The sequence below is a fragment of the Citrobacter sp. Cf088 genome, assembly GCF_030334295.1.
Lineage (GTDB): Bacteria > Pseudomonadota > Gammaproteobacteria > Enterobacterales > Enterobacteriaceae > Citrobacter > Citrobacter freundii.
The window spans coordinates 27,476-45,627 of the sequence record NZ_JAOWEE010000040.1; the positions used below are offsets into that span (position 1 = coordinate 27,476).

The 18,152-nt window shown below is 53.2% G+C and carries 12 protein-coding genes; 6 read left to right on the plus strand and 6 right to left on the minus strand.

The window, feature by feature from the left end; genetic code table 11:
• Positions 1-70 precede the first annotated feature (70 nt).
• From nirB to OGV71_RS05530, 6 genes are all read left to right on the plus strand, one after another.
• Positions 71-2,614, plus strand: coding sequence for an NADPH-nitrite reductase large subunit (gene nirB, locus OGV71_RS05505; RefSeq protein WP_003023592.1), 2,544 nt, complete (start codon positions 71-73; stop codon positions 2,612-2,614).
• Positions 2,611-2,937 (plus strand): nitrite reductase small subunit NirD, encoded by a 327-nt coding sequence (gene nirD / locus OGV71_RS05510; protein ID WP_003023590.1) that lies wholly within the window; start codon positions 2,611-2,613, stop codon positions 2,935-2,937. The genes nirB and nirD overlap by 4 nt, the downstream gene beginning before the upstream one ends.
• A gap of 198 nt (positions 2,938-3,135) precedes the next feature.
• The gene (gene nirC, locus OGV71_RS05515) at positions 3,136-3,945 is read left to right on the plus strand and encodes a nitrite transporter NirC (protein WP_003023587.1); all 810 of its coding nucleotides are present in this window, start codon (positions 3,136-3,138) and stop codon (positions 3,943-3,945) included.
• A 15-nt stretch (positions 3,946-3,960) separates the two neighbouring features.
• Complete coding sequence (gene cysG / locus OGV71_RS05520) at positions 3,961-5,334, plus strand: siroheme synthase CysG (RefSeq protein ID WP_192474560.1); 1,374 nt, start codon at positions 3,961-3,963, stop codon at positions 5,332-5,334.
• A gap of 339 nt (positions 5,335-5,673) precedes the next feature.
• A complete protein-coding gene (locus tag OGV71_RS05525; RefSeq protein ID WP_286532813.1) occupies positions 5,674-11,592 on the plus strand; it encodes a pectate lyase-fold domain-containing protein in 5,919 nt (1,972 codons plus the stop codon).
• Between the two features lie 196 nt (positions 11,593-11,788).
• Positions 11,789-11,959: a YhfL family protein gene (locus tag OGV71_RS05530; RefSeq protein WP_071697075.1), complete on the plus strand. Its 171-nt coding sequence runs from the start codon at positions 11,789-11,791 to the stop codon at positions 11,957-11,959.
• A 65-nt stretch (positions 11,960-12,024) separates the two neighbouring features.
• On the opposite strand, the gene OGV71_RS05535 is transcribed toward OGV71_RS05530, so the two are convergent.
• From OGV71_RS05535 to OGV71_RS05560, 6 genes are read right to left on the minus strand one after another with little or no spacing between them, the layout of a single operon-like run.
• Positions 12,025-13,113 carry an aminotransferase class I/II-fold pyridoxal phosphate-dependent enzyme gene (locus OGV71_RS05535; RefSeq protein WP_286532816.1) on the minus strand — a complete coding sequence of 363 codons (1,089 nt, stop codon included), beginning with the start codon at positions 13,111-13,113 and terminating at the stop codon, positions 12,025-12,027.
• A gap of 13 nt (positions 13,114-13,126) precedes the next feature.
• A complete protein-coding gene (locus tag OGV71_RS05540; protein WP_046671293.1) occupies positions 13,127-14,431 on the minus strand; it encodes a YhfT family protein in 1,305 nt (434 codons plus the stop codon).
• 11 nt (positions 14,432-14,442) lie between these two features.
• Positions 14,443-14,796 carry a DUF2620 domain-containing protein gene (locus tag OGV71_RS05545; RefSeq protein ID WP_003023576.1) on the minus strand — a complete coding sequence of 118 codons (354 nt, stop codon included), beginning with the start codon at positions 14,794-14,796 and terminating at the stop codon, positions 14,443-14,445.
• A gap of 10 nt (positions 14,797-14,806) precedes the next feature.
• Positions 14,807-15,685 carry a phosphotriesterase-related protein gene (locus tag OGV71_RS05550; protein WP_032937263.1) on the minus strand — a complete coding sequence of 293 codons (879 nt, stop codon included), beginning with the start codon at positions 15,683-15,685 and terminating at the stop codon, positions 14,807-14,809.
• A complete protein-coding gene (locus OGV71_RS05555; RefSeq protein ID WP_204583219.1) occupies positions 15,682-16,908 on the minus strand; it encodes a phosphopentomutase in 1,227 nt (408 codons plus the stop codon). The genes OGV71_RS05550 and OGV71_RS05555 overlap by 4 nt, the downstream gene beginning before the upstream one ends.
• Positions 16,908-18,071 (minus strand): YhfX family PLP-dependent enzyme, encoded by a 1,164-nt coding sequence (locus OGV71_RS05560; RefSeq protein ID WP_003023571.1) that lies wholly within the window; start codon positions 18,069-18,071, stop codon positions 16,908-16,910. Before OGV71_RS05560 ends, OGV71_RS05555 begins: the two co-directional genes overlap by 1 nt.
• Positions 18,072-18,152: the final 81 nt, after the last annotated feature.

Below are 18,152 nucleotides of genomic sequence, written 5' to 3' on the forward strand. Positions count from 1 at the left end.
GATTTGCATCAATAAGTGCGGTTGCTGAATCGTTAAGGTAGGCAGTAATAGAAAAGAAATCGAGGCAAAAATGAGCAAAGTCAGACTCGCTATTATCGGTAATGGTATGGTCGGCCATCGCTTTATTGAGGATCTTCTTGATAAATCCGACGCTGCCAATTTTGATATTACCGTCTTCTGTGAAGAACCCCGCAAAGCATACGACCGCGTACACCTGTCTTCCTACTTCTCCCACCACACCGCCGAAGAGCTTTCTCTGGTGCGTGAAGGATTCTACGAGAAGCACGGCGTTAAGGTGTTAGTGGGCGAGCGCGCAATTACCATTAACCGCCAGGAGAAAGTAATCCACTCCAGCGCAGGTCGTACGGTTTACTACGATAAGCTAATCATGGCGACGGGCTCTTACCCGTGGATCCCACCGATTAAAGGTTCGGAAACCCAGGACTGCTTCGTTTACCGCACCATCGAAGACCTCAACGCGATTGAGTCTTGCGCGCGCCGTAGCAAACGCGGTGCCGTGGTCGGCGGTGGCCTGCTGGGCCTGGAAGCCGCTGGTGCGCTGAAAAGCCTCGGCGTTGAAACCCACGTGATTGAATTCGCCCCAATGCTGATGGCTGAACAGCTGGATCATATGGGTGGCGAGCAGTTACGTCGCAAAATTGAAAGCATGGGCGTGCGTGTGCACACCAGCAAAAACACCAAAGAGATCGTTCAGGAAGGCACCGAAGCGCGCAAAACCATGCGTTTTGCCGACGGTAGCGAACTGGAAGTCGATTTCATCGTCTTCTCTACCGGTATTCGTCCACGCGACAAACTGGCCACCCAGTGCGGCCTTGACGTCGCGCCACGCGGCGGTATCGTCATTAACGACACCTGCCAGACTTCTGACCCGGACATCTATGCCATCGGCGAATGCGCAAGCTGGAACAACCGCGTGTATGGTCTGGTCGCTCCTGGCTACAAAATGGCGCAGGTTGCCGTTGACCATATTCTCGAAACTGAAAACGCCTTTGAAGGCGCGGACCTGAGCGCCAAGCTGAAGCTGCTCGGCGTTGACGTCGGCGGTATTGGTGACGCGCATGCTCGCACGCCGGGCGCACGTAGCTATGTCTATCTCGACGAAAGCAAAGAAGTCTACAAACGCCTGATCGTTAGCGAAGATAACAAAACCCTGCTCGGCGCAGTTCTGGTTGGCGACACCAGCGATTACGGCAATCTGCTGCAGTTGGTGCTGAACGCCATTGAACTGCCGGAAAATCCAGATTCACTGATTCTGCCAGCACACGCGGGCAGCGGTAAGCCATCTATCGGTGTCGATAAACTGCCGGACAGCGCGCAGATTTGCTCCTGCTTTGACGTCACCAAAGGCATGCTGGTTGCCGCTATCAACAAAGGCTGCCATACCGTTGCGGCGCTGAAAGCGGAAACCAAAGCCGGTACCGGCTGTGGCGGTTGTATCCCGCTGGTAACGCAGGTCCTGAACGCCGAACTGGCGAAACAGGGTATCGAAGTTAACAACAACCTGTGCGAACACTTCCCGTATTCACGTCAGGAACTGTTCCACCTGATCCGCGTAGAAGGCATTAAAACTTTCGAAGAGTTGCTGGCTAAACACGGTAAAGGTTACGGCTGCGAAGTGTGTAAACCTACCGTGGGTTCCCTGCTGGCGTCCTGCTGGAATGAGTACATCCTCAAACCACAGCACACGCCGCTGCAGGACACCAACGACAACTTCCTGGCTAACATCCAGAAAGACGGTACTTACTCCGTGATCCCGCGCTCTGCGGGCGGTGAAATTACCCCTGAAGGCCTGGTGGCCGTGGGCCGTATCGCGCGTGAGTTTAACCTGTACACCAAAATTACCGGTTCTCAGCGTATCGGTCTGTTCGGCGCGCAGAAAGATGACCTGCCGGAAATCTGGCGTCAGCTGATTGAAGCGGGTTTTGAAACCGGCCACGCGTATGCCAAAGCGCTGCGTATGGCGAAAACCTGCGTAGGTAGCACCTGGTGTCGTTATGGCGTCGGCGATAGCGTCGGCTTCGGCGTGGAGCTGGAAAATCGCTACAAAGGCATTCGTACCCCGCACAAAATGAAATTCGGCGTCTCCGGTTGTACCCGCGAATGTGCGGAAGCTCAGGGCAAAGACGTGGGTATCATCGCCACTGAGAAAGGCTGGAACCTGTACGTTTGCGGTAACGGCGGGATGAAACCTCGCCATGCAGACCTGCTGGCAGCAGATATCGATCGCGAAACGCTGCTCAAGTATCTTGATCGTTTCATGATGTTCTACATCCGTACCGCCGACAAACTGACCCGCACCGCACCGTGGTTAGACAATCTGGAAGGCGGTATCGAGTATCTGAAGTCCGTCATCATCGACGACAAGCTGGGCCTGAACCAGCATCTTGAAGAAGAGATGGCCCGTCTGCGTGAAGCGGTGGTCTGCGAGTGGACAGAAACCGTTAACACTCCATCCGCGCAGGTTCGCTTCAAACACTTTATCAACAGCGATAAACGCGATCCGAATGTCCAGGTTGTGCCTGAACGTGAACAACATCGTCCGGCCACGCCTTATGAGCGTATCCCGGTGACTCTGGTGGAGGAAAACGCATGAGCCAGTGGAAAAACATCTGCAAAATCGATGACATTCTGCCTGCAACAGGCGTCTGCGCCCTGTTAGGTAACGAGCAGGTTGCGATTTTCCGCCCGTATCACAGCGACCAGGTGTTTGCGATCAGCAACATCGACCCGTTCTTTGAGTCCAGCGTGCTTTCTCGTGGGCTGATTGCTGAACACCAGGGCGAATTGTGGGTTGCCAGCCCGCTGAAAAAACAGCGTTTTCGTTTAAGCGACGGACTGTGCATGGAAGACGAACAGTTCTCCGTGAAACATTACGAAGCGCGAGTGAAAGACGGCACGGTGCAACTGCGCGGTTAATAAATTTTTGGGAGGCGCAACGCCTCCCCTTTTTTGTATTTTTTTCATTGTAATTGTTATCACAAAATCATTTGTGCTGCATCGCGGCGGCAACTGAGCACCCCCCCAAGAGCATAGTTCACTATGTGACTGGGGTGAGCGAGGGCTGCCAACAAAGAGGCAGTGCAAAGGATGAAGTGAGAAAAGGATAATCAACACATGTTCACAGACACTATCAATAAGTGTGCGGCTAACGCTGCGCGCATCGCACGCCTGTCGGCAAATAACCCGCTCGGGTTCTGGGTCAGTTCGGCAATGGCAGGGGCCTATGTTGGCCTCGGCATCATCCTTATTTTTACCCTCGGTAACCTGCTCGACCCGTCCGTACGTCCGCTGGTGATGGGTGCAACCTTTGGTATCGCCTTAACGCTGGTTATTATTGCCGGTTCAGAACTGTTTACCGGTCACACCATGTTCCTGACGCTCGGCGTCAAAGCGGGCACCATCAGCCACGGCCAAATGTGGGCTATCCTGCCGCAAACCTGGCTGGGAAATCTGGTCGGATCCGTGTTTGTCGCCCTGCTTTATAGCTGGGGAGGCGGCAGTCTGCTGCCGGTCGATACCAGCATCGTCCATTCGGTCGCGCTGGCGAAAACCACCGCGCCTGCAACGGTGTTGTTCTTTAAAGGCGCACTGTGTAACTGGTTGGTTTGTCTGGCAATATGGATGGCAATCCGTACCGAAGGCGCGGCAAAATTCCTCGCTATCTGGTGGTGTCTGCTGGCGTTTATCGCTTCCGGCTACGAGCACTCGGTGGCCAACATGACGCTGTTTGCCCTCTCCTGGTTCGGCCATCACAGCGAAGCTTATACCCTGTCAGGAATTGGTCATAACCTGCTGTGGGTGACACTCGGTAATACTTTGTCCGGTGTCGTATTCATGGGATTAGGTTATTGGTATGCTACGCCAAAATCGGAGCGTCCGGCTCCGGCAAAAATCAACCAGCCAGAGGCGGCTGCTAATAATTAATTAAGGGGTAATGTCGTGGACCATTTGCCTATATTTTGTCAACTACGTGACCGCGACTGCTTGATCGTCGGCGGTGGTGATGTCGCAGAACGCAAAGCGCGGTTACTGCTGGAAGCGGGCGCCCGTTTAACGGTTAATGCACTGGCATTTATTCCGCAGTTCAAAGTATGGGCAGATGAAGGCATGCTGACGCTGGTTGAGGGACCGTTCGATGAGTCCCTGCTCGACACCTGCTGGCTGGCTATTGCCGCCACCGATGACGATGCCGTCAACCAAAGCGTCAGCACCGCCGCGGAGTCACGTCGTATCTTTTGCAACGTGGTCGACGCGCCAAAAGCAGCCAGTTTTATCATGCCCTCCATTATCGACCGCTCGCCGCTGATGGTGGCGGTCTCCTCCGGCGGGACATCGCCGGTGCTTGCCCGTCTGCTGCGTGAAAGGCTTGAATCCGTACTGCCTCAGCATTTGGGCCAGGTCGCGCAATATGCTGGCAAGTTGCGCTCCCGGGTGAAGCAACAGTTTGCCAGCATGGGTGAACGTCGCCGCTTCTGGGAAAAATTGTTCGTGAATGACCGCCTGGCGCAGTCGCTGGCGAACAATGACCTAAAAGCCGTCGAGGAAACCACCGAGCAAATGCTCAGCGAACCGCTGGATCACCGTGGTGAAGTGGTACTGGTTGGCGCCGGTCCTGGCGATGCCGGCCTGCTGACGCTGAAAGGGCTACAGCAGATCCAGCAAGCGGATGTCGTGGTCTATGACCGCCTGGTTTCCGACGACATCATGAACCTTGTACGCCGCGATGCAGACCGGGTGTTCGTCGGCAAACGTGCGGGCTATCACTGCGTACCGCAGGAAGAGATCAATCAGATCCTGCTGCGTGAAGCACAGCAGGGCAAGCGCGTGGTACGACTGAAAGGTGGCGACCCGTTCATCTTTGGCCGTGGTGGCGAAGAGCTGGAAACGCTGTGCCATGCCGGTATTCCATTCTCTGTAGTGCCTGGTATTACCGCAGCCTCTGGTTGTTCTGCCTATTCCGGCATTCCACTGACCCATCGTGATTACGCTCAGAGCGTGCGTCTGGTTACCGGACACCTGAAAACCGGCGGTGAGCTGGACTGGGAAAACCTGGCGGCCGAGAAACAGACGCTGGTTTTCTACATGGGACTGAATCAGGCAGCCACCATCCAGGAAAAACTGATTGAATTTGGCATGCAGCCTGATATGACCGTCGCGCTGGTAGAAAACGGGACTTCCGTGAAGCAACGCGTCGTCAACGGGGTTCTGACACAGCTCGGCGAGCTGGCACAGCAGGTTGAAAGTCCGGCGCTGATTATCGTCGGTCGCGTGGTTGGACTACGCGATAAGCTGAACTGGTTCTCGAATCATTAATTGAATGCTAATAAATGCCCTGATATTCAGGGCATTTATTTTATTAATAGAGTTATTTATTCTAACAAGACAATTAAAAAAAACTAAATAATTCACTCTAGAAATACACGAAGATAAAAAAACGCATAATTATCAATAAAGCGCCTCCCGCCCGCACAAAACAAGCAAACTACATTCATCAGAAAAATGAATAGCTCCGAGGGCCTATTTGACCAGGTCCGATATATCGATGGTAAAATAATATTCATTGAATGAAATTCCCTAGACTAATCATATTTCACTTACATTTAAGAATTTCATTTCCAATTACAGGATGTTATATAACCAAGGACGATTCTTATGAAAAGAAGAAAGATCATTGCTATTGCGATTGCGGTTGCATTACAACCCTGGTACACCCCAGCATTTGCCTCAGATAACAACGATGACAATGAAGATTGTCCGAAAAACATTTCCTTATTATCCAAAGAAGAACGTAAAAAACTCTCTGCAGCCTGTCTTGCTGCATTGCCTGAAAACGACAATCACTGGGGGTGGGTAACAGGGGGAGTAGCGGCTCTGGTTGCCGGCGTCGCCATTGGTATAGATAACAACGGCGGCGGTCATGCTCGCCATCAGGATACCTCACCACTCCCTCCAGACGATAATGTAACACCGATACCACCTGACGATGGCGGCGATGATGTCACCCCGCCTGACGACGGTGGCGATGATGTCACTCCGCCTGACGACGGTGGCGATGTCACCCCGCCTGACGATGGCGGCGATGTCACTCCGCCTGATACTCGCGTAAATATCTATGATAACGGCGTGACGTCCGATCACGGCGCGGCAACGGTCACACTGGATGAGCTAAACATTAATACCGCAGCGACCAGCGCCACCAATGTGGTTCTGAGCTGGCAAAAATCAACAGATGGCAACAGCTACATCCTGACTGCCGCAGACGGCACGCAACTGGTTGCCGATAAATGGCACATCACCGATGACAACAATGCCGTTTTCAGCGGCACAACCTCTGATGGGCGTTTCTGGAAATATGACAGTCGCGGTAACCTGATTGTCGCCAGCAAAGGGACGCTAATTACCGACCAGGACGGCGCAACGCATACCAGCGAACGCGGGCTGGTGATCAGCGGTGAGAATGAAACGGGTGTGATTATTTCCGGCGATAACACACAAAACACGCTGAATGGCAACTCCACGGTAAGCGATGGCGCTATTGGTATTATTGTTACCGGCGATAACACTATCAACACCATTTCAGGGCAATCGACCACTGACGGCGCGACCGGCGCATTTATTTCAGGTAATGGCACGACAACCAACATCTCAGGCGGTATCGACGTCACTGACGGTGGTACAGGTCTGGTTATCGATGGCGACGATATTACGATCGATAATACCGGAATCTCAGACATCAGCGGTGAAGGTTCCACTGGCTCTGTTATCAACGGTAATAACGCGCGCGTCGTCAATGAAGGTGAAATGACTATCACCGACGGTGGCACCGGGGGACACATTACCGGGGATAATGCGTTCATCGAGAATAAAGGGAACTCAACCGTCAGCGGAGAGGGATCGTCTGCGCTAAATATTAGCGGCGACGACGCCACCGTCATCAGCGAAGGCGCACAGTATATATCCGATGGCGCTACTGGCACTCATATCAACGGTAATGATGCCACTGTTAATATGACTGGCGATATCACCGTCAACAACGGTGCTATCGCTATGATCATTGACGGTGACAATTCCAGTGTGAATATCACCGGAACCTCCGATATTAGCGGACAGGGTTCAATCGGAACGATCATTAATGGCGATAAAGCGCATATCACTAACGATGGTGAACTCAATGTAGCTGACGGTGGTACAGGAGCGAAAATTACTGGCAACGATACAGTCGTCGACAATACAGGGGATGTTACAGCCAGCGGCACCGGTTCCACTGCACTGTATATTGAAGGTGACGATACGCAGGTTATCAGTCAGGGACAGCAAACCATTACCGATGGTGCAACCGGTACACGAATCAATGGTGACAGCACTCGCATTACCAACACGGGCGATATTACGGCCGATGGCGCAGGCTCAATAGCCGCCGTTATTGATGGCAATGACTCCAGTCTGATCCAAACCGGCGATCTGCTGGTGACTCATGGTGCTACGGGTCTTGTCGCCTATGGCCAGAACAACACCCTTAGCAATACCGGTAATGCCACAGTACAGGATACATCGTCTATCGGCTTCGTGGTGGCCGGCCAGGGGAACACCTTTAAAAACAAAGGCAATATCCAGGTTAGCCTCAACGGTACGGGGACGTTGGTGAGTGGCAATGAAGCGCAGACCACGCTCGGTGGCAATATCATTGTCGACTCAACGCAGGACAGTACGGGTGTTTATCGTGGCGCAACCGGCATTTCCATTATTGGCGATGATACCACCACCGATATCTCCGGCAGCGTATCGCTTAACAGTGATTTTGCCAATAATAGCAAAATGGCAAGCAGTGATGTTTTATCCGGTATTGATATCACTGGTGATAATAATCAGGTAAGTTTATCCGGTGCTCTCACCATTTATTCCAGCGATCAGACGAGTAACGACTCGGGCGGCTACCTAAATTCTATCGGGCTTAACATTACTGGCGATGGCAATAATGTTGATCTGATGGGAGGGATCAATATTGACCAGTCTGCCGTCCCGGGGATGTATTCCTCCCTCGTTACCGGCATTAATATCAATGGCGAAAGCAACGTCACGCTGGATGGACATTCTCAGCTGAAAATTAAAGATATCTCCGGAGGCAGTACCGCCCTGGTTAATGTGGCAAATGGCGGAGAAGTTATATTTAACGACACTTCGGTGGTGGATATTCAATATAACTTCATTGACAGCCAGTACTTCAGCCTCAATGCAATAATGGCAGCAGGCGGTACGAACTCTTCTATTGAAAATCAGGGGGCAATTAACATGAGCGGTATAACAACCCTCATGCGTGCCTCAAATGGAGCATCGGTTAAAAATAGCGGTGATATCAAAGCAACAACCAACACCACCAAGTACAACATGATAGCAACCCTCGAAGCCGATGGAAAAAATTCGACCGCAGTCAATGCCGCAGGCGGCAGCATCACGCTGACCACCGGGTCAACGCCTTACGGCGAAGGCGGCATCCTCCTCTATCCAATCGCCTGGTATAGCAATACGGTTTACGGCATGTTGGCCTACAACAATGCCGCGGTGTTCAACGACGCCGGGGCCGAAATATCCCTTTACGGAGCAGGGTTATATGGTATGACCGCATCCAAAGGAACAGCACTTAACGCCGGGTCGATTTATGTCGACGGTTTTAAGCAGACGCTGGATGCAGACGGTAACATCATTAGCGAAAGTTACTGGGCGCCTTCCGACCGTAGAGTGAGCAGTAGCGGAATGGTAGCAGGCTCCAGTAATAGCGGTAGTGGTAGCGCTACGGTAACGAATACCGGCACCATCACCGTCCATAATGCGGGCTTCGGTATGTCGGCCCTGTCAGGCGGTACGGCGATTAACCAGGGCACCATCAATTTAACCAGCGATGAGAACGTGGGAACAGAGACTCCCCTGCTGGTTGGTATGGCCGCGACCGCAGGAGGGACAGCAATAAATAGCGCGACAGGCGTTATCAATATTGATGCCAGCTACGGCCAGGCATTTTATGCCGACGGCAGCAGCTACATCATCAATAATGGCCAGATCAACCTCAACGGTAGCCCGATGGATGATCAGGATACGCATATGGGCTCCACGCCAGGCGATCAGCTGTGGCTGCAGGTGCTGGCGGGCAGCGGCGACAGCGACACCCAAACCTCCGCCAGCGGATTCATCAGCGTCACCCCCTTGGCAAACTACGGCAACGAAACGCTTAACGGCAATGTTGATGCGAAAAGCTGGCTATACAACGAAGCGGATGCCGCACTGACCGTTGATGGTACGTTGAGCATCAACGCAGGTGGTCTGGAAAACAAAGGAACTCTGAACGCCGATAAAATAAAGGCCAATGCAACCACGTACAACCGTGCGGGCGGCAGCATCACCACCGATCTACTGACCCTCGGCGGCAACACCACCTTCTTTAACGATGGTGATTTTATCGGGGCTATTTCAGCAAGCAGCTACCAGCAGGAAATCGTCAACAACGGTGGTATGACGGTGACGGAAGACGGTAAAGCGCTGATGAGCGGCAGCTTCCTGCTCTACAATGATGCGGGGGCAACACTCAGTAACAGCGGCAGCGCGGTAGCGGGCGGCGAAAATACTATTGTCCATGTCACACGCACCAGCGACTCTCTCTCTCAGGTCAACAGCGGCACTATCACTGCCACTAACGGCTACAGCGCCATCACCACGGCCAGTACCGATTCAAACAGCAATGGTAAATGGATCTGGAATACCGAAACAGGCGTGATTAACGGCATTAACCCAAATGCGCCGCTCATCAACCTCGGACGCGGCTATAACTTCGCCAACCAGGGAACCATCAACGTACAGGGCAACAACGCTGTCGCAATCAGCGGCGGCTCCACCAGCTATATTGTCAACCTGGTTAACAGTGGCACCATTAACGTTGGTACCGAACAGGGGCAAATCGATGACACCAACGGCACCGGGCTTATCGGAATCAAGGGCAATGGTTCGAAAACCACGATCAACAACACGGCTGACGGCGTAATCAACGTATACGCGGATAACTCTTATGCCTTTGGCGGCACGACAAAAGCCATTATCAATAACGGCGAGATCAATCTGCTGTGTGATAGCGGCTGCGGTATCTATGCGCCAGGAACCACCTACACCAACGAAGACGGCGCTGCGGATATCGCTATACCAGACGCGGATACTGCACCATCTCAGGGAAACATCCCGACGCCGCCAGCCGATCCGAACGCGCCGCAACAGCTCTCTAACTACATTGTCGGCACCAACGCTGACGGCAGCTCCGGCACGCTGAAAGCTAACAATCTGGTGATTGGCGACAATGTAAAAGTGGGTACCGGATTTACCGCGGGCACGGCAGACACTACTATCGTGGTGGATAACGCCTTTACCGGTAGCAATATCCAGGGCGCGGAAAACATCGGATCCACCAGCGTGGTGTGGAATGCTAAGGGCAGCACCGACACCGACGGCAACGTAGATGTCACCATGACCAAAAACGCCTACACCGACGTGGCGACCGACAGCAGCGTCGACAGCGTCGCCCAGGCGCTGGATGCAGGCTACACCAACAACGAGCTGTATACCAGCCTAAACGTTGGCACCACCGCCGAGCTCAACAGTGCCCTGAAGCAGGTGAGTGGCAGCCAGGCCACCACTGTATTCCGTGAAGCGCGCGTACTCAGCAACCGCTTCAACATGCTGACCAGCGCTGCGCCGCAGGTGAACGCGAATGGTCTGGCGTTCAACGTGGTGGCGAAGGGCGATCCGCGTGCCGAACTGGGCAACGACACCGAGTACGACATGCTAGCGCTACGTCAGACGCTTGATTTGACCACCAGCCAGAACCTGACGATGGAGTACGGGATCGCCCGTCTGGACGGCAGTGGTTCACAAAAAGTGGGCGACAATGGCCTGACTGGCGGCTTCAGTCAGTTCTTCGGTCTCAAGCACAGCATGGCGTTTGAAGACGGACTGGCGTGGAATAACGCCCTGCGTTATGACGTACACAATCTCGACAGCAACCGCTCTGTCTCTTATGGCGATGTCAGCAAAGTTGCGGATTCCAGCACGCGTCAACAATACCTCGAATTCCGCAGTGAAGGTGCGAAAACCTTTACCCTGGATGAGGGGCTGTCGGTCACGCCATACGCAGGAGTGAAATTACGTCACACGCTGGAAGACGGCTACAAAGAACGCAGCGCGGGTGATTTCAACCTGAGCATGAACAGTGGAAGTGAAACAGCTGTTGATTCTATCGTCGGCCTGAAAGCGAACTATACAGGTCAAAATGGCTGGAGCGCTAACATGACGCTTGAGGGCGGTCCAAATCTGAGCTACAGCAAGAGCCAGCGCTCAGCGTCTTTGCAGGGTGTGGCGGGTCAACAGTTCAGTCTCGATGATGGTCAGAAAGGCGGCGGCATGAACGGCCTGGCAACCGTCGGCGTGAAATACAGCGCCAAAGATGCCAGCCTGAACCTGGATGCTTACCAGTGGAAAGAGGACGGTATCAGCGATAAAGGCTTTATGTTGAATTTCAAGAAAACATTTCGCTAAATAAATAGCGCTGGCGGTCTGATATTATTTATTAAAATCAGACCGCATTTATAACCCATAAATTCACCAAACAAATAATTAATAAATAATACAAAGTCCTTATCTGGACTACATCAATGCCCTATTACCTGATATTTTAACGACCGAGAAATGGATTTCATCCATTTAAAAATAGATACCTAATAAGGATTTTGATATGTTTAAATTTGCAAAAATCACCATTGTTGCAGGGATTCTGGCTACGCTGACCGCATGTACTGGTCATATTGAAAACACAAAAAACAACTGTAGCTACGATTATTTATTCCATCCGGCGATTTCAATTTCTAAAATTATTGGTGGCTGCGGCCCGGCTGCAAATCAATAATATACGCGATTGCGCAGATACAAAAAAACCGGGAATTTCCCGGTTTTTTCATTTTAGATTTACGCTCACTCACATGCACTCACGCTTTCCCGCAAAATCCGCAGCACCGTGTCCTCGCCACTGCGATTGGGATTAATACGAATCGCATAGTCGCTCAGCTCTGGATTCGCTTCACGGAAGGTCCCGGAGAGGCGATAAAACAGCGGCGGGATTTCATATTTCGACTCCGCTCCTACCGGATACGGTAGCGCACCTCTCTCTTGCGCCGCTTTCAGCACACGGGCGGCAATCGGCTGGTGAAACTCCACGATCAGCACCTTCGACTGGGCATTAGCAATAACCGCTTTTTTCACCTCAGGTATCGCTCCACTATCGAGCAGATTCAGCAGACGCTCAGAAACACCAGCCTGCACCGCATGCATCACCGGAGCGAAAACCAGACCGCTAAGAACCTCGAGCGCCTGCACTCCCTGGATCTGGCTGCCGCCGGAATAGAGGGTGCTACGAATTTTAGCGATGACCTCTGCCTTGCCGATAACCGCCCCTACGCCTTCCGGGCCGAAGAGCTTAAAGCAGGAAAAGGTGGACAGCGTCGCCCCACACTCGCAGCCGATACCCTCTACTTTCATCACCGCGTAGTTATCATCGGTTAATGTCGGTACGCCACATTGTGTTATTTCCGCCAACACATCCGCTAAAACGTAATGGTCCTGCGGTTGCTGCCGCGTATGCTGTACCAGCGCGGCATCAGGGCGATACTGCGTAATAGCCCGCATGATTGCCGAGGGGCTGTTGAAATCAGCCCTGACCAGGGTGATGCCCATCTGCTCGATGATCACCTGTGTTGTAGGATACACAGGTGCGTCGTGTACCAGCAGCCGCTGCCCGGGTTTGAGCAGTGCGGCCAGCCCAGCGCGAATAGCCCCGGTGCCAGCCCCCTGAACCAGCACGGCGGCTTCAGCATGAAACGCCTCGGCCAGCACCTTTTCCACTCGCTGCGTGACCCGGGGCTGATTCAGTCCCGGGGCCAACCCAAAATCGCCACCAGCCAGAAAGTCAGCGCCAGGAAAGTGACGGCAGAGCGTATCCACCAGCGCAAACTGCTTTTGTTGTGCTTGCGCGAGCGTCAGACTTTGCAGAGGGAACGTCTTCATGTTTTACGCCTCCTCAGGCCGGAACAAACAGACCAAACCAGTAGAGAATATTCAGCACAATACCCGTAATCATCACCGCCACGACCGGGGCCGCCATCTTCTGCACCGGACGCCCTATCGATTCGTTAAGGAAGTAAATCGCCACCGCAATCGAGAAACCGGTGTAGCCAGCCATCTTAATGGCGGCAAAAATCGAGCCTATCAGCAGCGCCATTTCCATCAGCATATTCATCGCATTACGAATATTGTCCGATGCGTTACGCACTGACGGATAACGCCCCAGCCATTTGCCAATTGAGCGCAGCAGCAGCACTTCCGCGGAAATCACGATAGCGCCAAGGATTGCCGCTATCCACGGGTTCGGTGCCAGATAACCAACGGAATAAACAAAGGTGAAGCCCGCTACCGCGTACACACCGGTTGCCAGCGCGGTGGTGGCAATCAACGGCACAAAACCCAACCCACGCATAAATTCCGCCAGCGCCGCCTGGTTAATCAGCGTCTGCGATTGCTCAGGCGTAATCCCCGCTGAATAGGCTTTTTCCAGCGTAAAAATTGAGACCTCGCTACCAGCAAAAATTTTCATACTGGCAACGGCGGCAATCAGCGCGCCAACGATGGCAATATACGGCAGGTTTTTAATAATCCGTGAGGTTCGTTCTTCAAAGACAGATAACCCGCTGGCATCCATCTCTTCATCGCCACGATGGCGAATATCATGCGTAATGGCGATCGCCAGCAGCATCATCATCCCCACAAAAATCTCAATTGATTCCGGGTTCAGATGCGGGAAGTAACGCACCACCACCACGCGGGTCATCAGTACCACCACCGCCGCGATAATGCTGTGTTTCCAGCCAAACTGGTAGAAAATCGCCACCAGCGGGAAGAGTGCGAATGCAGAAACCACCGGCGAACTTAATTCACCCAAGCTACCCAGCACATCCACCGGCAGCGCCGTGAGCAGATGGTTCACCGGCAGCAGGCAGGTCAGAATCAATACGCCCCAGATAGCGCCCAGACCGAACGCCAGCAGGCTGTTCATTGCCAGCACGCCGAGAATATCCGTCGGCAGGAACAGCAGCCAGGCGTTGAGCAAGCCGGTTTTCAGGGTAAAGGAGATCCCCACCGACGCTACAAAGCCGATACTCAGACCAAACGCGATACTTCCCGCCTCACGGCGGTTCATGTACCCCTCGATCAGTTGCGGCAGAATCGGGCGGATGCCGTCATGAAAAACGGCCGCCGAGCGGTGTGCCAGAAGTGACGTCATGCCGGTCAGGCAGGCCACCACCACAATCTGAATATACAGATCCATAGTCATGCCTTTTATTTCAGGTGGTTAACCAGCATCGGAATCGCATGTTCAACATGTTCGACGGAGAGACCAAACGCCACTTTCCCTTCCGCAACCATTTTTGCGATATGTTCGTCTTTCGCCTTAATACCCGGCTTGGCGATAGTGCAACTCTTGTTGTAGCCAATCACCGCGATGGCAATCGACAGTGCTGCACCCGCGCCGGTGTTACAAGCGCCGATGTAGTAATCCAGTTGTCCGGATTTCACCTTCATCGCCGCTTCCATATCGTTATGAATGGAGACTTCAAAGCAGCCCGGTGCTGCGGTTTCGATGGTTTTTTTAATCTGCTCACGCTGTAAGCCAGCAACGCCAATCTTTTTCATGATTCTGTCCTTATTGGAAAAATTTTGAGGGGTTATCACGTAACATCATGTCCACATCGGCCTGACTGAATCCTGACTGGCGCAGCTGTGGGATAAAGGTGGTTAACAGATAGTCGTAGCCATTGCCGCCATTGGCTTTTAAATGCGAGCGGCGGGTAATGTCCATAGAGAGCATGACGTGGCTAAGCAGTCCGCGATCGCGTATCGCGTGCAGCATGGCGATGCGTTTCTCGTCCGGGTAATAGTTGTTTTTTCCGATGGTATCGAATTGCACATACGCGCCGAGCTCGATCATGCGTAAGATATTGTCGAGATTATCTTTCAGGTCGCAGTGACCAACGGTTACGCGGGAAAGGTCGACGCCGTGCGCCTGTAGCAACACCAGCTGTTCCACTCCCATCGTGCTAAAAGAGGTATGGGTTGAGATGGGGCGTCCGGTTTCGATGTGTGCCCGTGCCGCGGCGATAAACACCTTCTCTTCAAGCGGCGTAATCACGCCTTCACTAGAGCCAATTTCCGCGATAATTCCGGCCTTCAATTCAGTGCCATCAATACCGATGACTATCTCATCGACCATCTCCTGCGCGAGCTGTTCCACGCTGTGCGCCGCAACATGTTCAGGGAAGAACGCATCCTGGTAATAGCCTGTGCAGGCCACGACGTTGATGCCGGTATCGCGCATCAGGTCGAGCATGAATTGCGGATTACGTCCCATATAGCGGTTGGTCATCTCAATAATGTTGCTGACGCCTGACGCCCGGAGATCCTTCATTTCCTGACAAATGAGATCGTACTGATCTAACCGGCAGTCGAGGTTATTCTTAAATCCGGAGAGATCGATATGCAGATGTTCGTGGACCCAGGTGTAGCCCGTCGGATCAAAGTTCATAAGGTGTCTCCTGTAAGGCGCAATGCCGAGAGAAAAGAACAGCCGTTTTGTGGCGCCGCCGCGCCGAAAAATTCACACACCGTAGCGCCAACATCGGATAACGTCGCCCGGATGCCTAATTGCGCAGGCTCAAGCCCCTGTTGATACACCAATACCGGCACAACTTCCCGGGTATGGTGGCTGTGCCCTATGGTCGGATCGTTGCCGTGATCGGCCATGACCACCAGACAGTCATTTGGCTCCATAGCGGTCAGAAGGCGTGAAAGATTAAGATCAACAAGCTGCAGCCGTTCGGCATAACGTGCGACGTCTTCAGCGTGTCCGGCGAGATCGGTTTCCTGAATGTTGGTACAGATAAATACCGTCGATTCCGCGTTAAATTCGTTAAGCGTGATATCCATAATCTGCTGGCTATCTACCAGGTTTTGCCAGCTGCGCCCGTGCGGATTGCCAACGATGTCCGCTACTTTACCGACCAGCACGGTAGGGATTCCGGCGTCATGCAGTTTTTGCGGTACCTGTACCTGCTCATCTACGCCAAAGCCCATATGCCTGACCTGAAAACCGCTTTCATACGCGCCGGAGCGTGGGGCATTAATGCCGACAAAGCGCCCTTCCATCGTTTCGGCGGCATCCAGAATGCGCTGGCTGTTCGCAAGCTGGCCGCCAAAGGTGATGACGCGCCCGACCTGAACCTGTTCACGCACTACGCGGCCAATCTTTAGCACCTCATCAAACGCAATAGCGGACAGGTTGGCAGTGACGTTGTAGACCTGACCTAAATCCGCTTCGAGGTTATCGCCCACTGCAACCGCATCGTTGATCCAAAGAAACGCCAGGTCGCCGCCGCGACGTTCCACCTGCCAGCCTGCGGCTTTTAGCGCTTGCTCAACGCGATCAATGACGTCGCTAAATGGCATCCGCAGCGGGGCCTGAGGCCGTGTGCCTAAAATCTCCTGATGGCCCATAAAGGTATCTCCCCCTTCATGCTGCAGTTCCGCAACGCCCCAGACCGCCGATTCCGAAGGTTTCATCACGCCAGGCGCAAAGCCCAGAGCGTTAATCAGCCCCAACTTCTCAAGCGTTGGCAGCCGTAACTGCGGGAGTTTGCCCAGGATATGACCACAGGTATTCGCTCCGGCATCCTGCGGCCTGACCCGCGTGACGTCTTTCATTGCGCCAACGCCAAAACTGTCGATTACCAACACCACGAATCGGGCCATTAGTCCTCCAGAATATTGCCGAGACTGTCGTATCGCGCGACGATTTCAGCTACGCCGCGCTGAATGCCCGACACCAGCACCACGTCGCTACGCGTCACGAAGATCTGGGTGCGAAAACAGAAGATCACCGCGCTGCTCACCGGAAACTCACCGGCCACAGGCAGGTAGTAGTCAATGCTGCTGTCGTCCACGGGTTTTAGCTTCGCTGCGATCGGCGCGTCATTTTCTGGCGTAAAGACCAGCGCATTTTGCGCATGGCCGCGACGATAATAGCCCCCGCCGTAGCAATAACTGTCCCCGCGAAAATTGTGCGATATCTCGCTCAACCACAGCATCGCAATGCGTTCCGGCTGGTCGCCTTTTTGATTGGAAGGAATGGTGCCGGTCAACGCATGACCCGGCTCCGCATGGGTGACACCATATTCCGCCAGCAAAGGGAGTGACGAACAGCTACTGGCTGACGGCGCATTAAGCTGCTCAATGGCAATCCCGGCCTCAACCAACTGACGTCGGGCATTTACCAGCGTATGCAGATTAGGCGTCGGCATCGTCTGCGCGGAGTTTTCATCCCATAACAGGCATGGGAAATGGGTGAGGCCGCTCAGGCGCAGGCCCGGCAGTCTGCGGATTTCATTGACCACATCCGTCAGATACATCAGCGGAAATCCGCTTTCCTGTCCCGGGTAGAGAAAATCATCTTTGTCGTACACCTTCAGCATCACGTTCTGTTCACAACCGGCCTTCACCGCAGCAGCGGAAACTTCGCGCGCTTTCTCCAGTGAGAACAATGTGATGACTTCAGTACCTTGCGCTACAGCTTCATTGACCAGCCGCGACGGGATCTGCACCAGATGTCCCTGATGCGCAACCGGCAACCCGGCACGGCGCATGACGCGACTCTCCTTGTAATCGACAACCACGATGCCTTCATAGCCAAGCTGCAACAGTTTCTCCGCCAGCCACGGGTTACGTCCAACCTGTTTGGTCATCAGATACAGCGAGATACCATGTTGCCCCGCGACATCCAGCAGACGTTTGCCATTCTCAATGACCTGGTCAACATCAATAACCCAACTATCAGGGGCGATCTTTCCCTGCTGCCATAACGCGATAGCGGCGGAGATTAGCGCAGGGTTCTGGCGTTTCAATGCGTCTATAAACATTTCTCTGCCTCGTTTCTAATCCTTCAGTTAAATATTCATTTTTTTGAATATTTAAGATGCAATAAGCTCATTTCCCAGTGA

What these genes read in the sequence shown, in the direction of transcription:
- OGV71_RS05555 (WP_204583219.1), bottom strand. Translation starts at nt 16,908, where the DNA reads ATGGCCCGATTCGTGGTGTTGGTAATCGACAGTTTTGGCGTTGGCGCA.
- nirC (WP_003023587.1), top strand. Translation starts at nt 3,136, where the DNA reads ATGTTCACAGACACTATCAATAAGTGTGCGGCTAACGCTGCGCGCATC.
- OGV71_RS05540 (WP_046671293.1), bottom strand. Translation starts at nt 14,431, where the DNA reads ATGGATCTGTATATTCAGATTGTGGTGGTGGCCTGCCTGACCGGCATG.
- OGV71_RS05530 (WP_071697075.1), top strand. Translation starts at nt 11,789, where the DNA reads ATGTTTAAATTTGCAAAAATCACCATTGTTGCAGGGATTCTGGCTACG.
- OGV71_RS05525 (WP_286532813.1), top strand. Translation starts at nt 5,674, where the DNA reads ATGAAAAGAAGAAAGATCATTGCTATTGCGATTGCGGTTGCATTACAA.
- OGV71_RS05545 (WP_003023576.1), bottom strand. Translation starts at nt 14,796, where the DNA reads ATGAAAAAGATTGGCGTTGCTGGCTTACAGCGTGAGCAGATTAAAAAA.
- nirD (WP_003023590.1), top strand. Translation starts at nt 2,611, where the DNA reads ATGAGCCAGTGGAAAAACATCTGCAAAATCGATGACATTCTGCCTGCA.
- nirB (WP_003023592.1), top strand. Translation starts at nt 71, where the DNA reads ATGAGCAAAGTCAGACTCGCTATTATCGGTAATGGTATGGTCGGCCAT.
- OGV71_RS05550 (WP_032937263.1), bottom strand. Translation starts at nt 15,685, where the DNA reads ATGAACTTTGATCCGACGGGCTACACCTGGGTCCACGAACATCTGCAT.
- OGV71_RS05560 (WP_003023571.1), bottom strand. Translation starts at nt 18,071, where the DNA reads ATGTTTATAGACGCATTGAAACGCCAGAACCCTGCGCTAATCTCCGCC.
- OGV71_RS05535 (WP_286532816.1), bottom strand. Translation starts at nt 13,113, where the DNA reads ATGAAGACGTTCCCTCTGCAAAGTCTGACGCTCGCGCAAGCACAACAA.